This is a genomic window from Chromohalobacter sp. 296-RDG, assembly GCF_029889885.1.
In the GTDB taxonomy this organism is placed as follows: Bacteria; Pseudomonadota; Gammaproteobacteria; order Pseudomonadales; family Halomonadaceae; genus Chromohalobacter.
This window is the reverse complement of the sequence record NZ_JARANY010000267.1, coordinates 1-921: the sequence shown is the minus strand read 5'-3', so window position 1 is coordinate 921 and position 921 is coordinate 1. Positions and strand designations below refer to the sequence as shown.

1 protein-coding gene is annotated in these 921 nt (G+C 62.6%); it reads left to right on the top strand.

Features of this window, described 5'->3' with window-relative positions; all coding sequences use genetic code 11:
• Nucleotides 1–12: 12 nt before the first annotated feature.
• The coding region (locus tag OP495_RS18450; RefSeq protein WP_280571229.1) for an NCS1 family transporter at nt 13–921 on the top strand (909 nt) is incomplete at its 3' end.

The following is a 921-nucleotide window of genomic DNA, read 5'->3' as shown; positions in this document are numbered from 1 at the left end:
GAGGAAAGCGTCATGACAAGCGACTCCGCCACGTCGGAAGGGCCGCGCCCTGCCGGCAAGGCACCGGGGGAAGAATCCCTGGCCCCACAGCGCACCCGCATCATGGGGCGCGTCTCCTATTTACTGGCCTGGTTCGGCGGCTGCGTATCCATCGGCACCTTCGCCATGGGCTCGAGCATCGTCGGTACGCTCAATCTACTGCAAGCGTCGCTGGCCATCGCCATCGGCTGCTTCGTGATCGGCGTCGCGCTGACGATCAACGGCGCCGCCGGTTACAAGTACGGCATTCCCTTCATGGTCCAGGCACGTAGCGCCTTCGGCTTTACCGGCACGCGCCTGCCTGGCCTGGTGCGCGCGGTGCCGGCCATCGTCTGGTACGGCTTTCAGAGCTGGATCGGTGCAGGCGCCCTGAACGCCGTGTCGGCGACCCTGCTGGGCTTCGACAACCTAGTGTTCTACTTCATCGCTTTCCAGCTCTTGCAGATCGCCCTGTCGGTGTTTGGCTTCCAGGGCATCAAGTGGCTGGAAAACATCGGCAGCGGTTTCATTCTGGCCTCGCTGGTCTACATGTTCTTCAGCGTGCTCGACAAGTACGGCGATGTGATCGGCAAGCAGTTGATCGATATCGATGGCACCTGGGGGCTACCCTTCTGGGGCGCGACGATGCTGTTTCTGGGCATCTACAGCACCATGATCCTCAACGCCAGCGACTACTCGCGCGAACTCAAGCACGGCAGCGGGCCGGGCCTTCTGGCCACGCTGTATGCCATGTCGATCCTACCCTGCACGCTGTTCATGGGGTTGATCGGACTGATGGTCTCCGGCGCCACCGGCGTCGCCGATCCCATCGATGTCTTCGCCAATGCCGTCGACAACCCGCCGCTTCTGATCACCACCCTGCTGTTCATCGCCTTCGCCCAG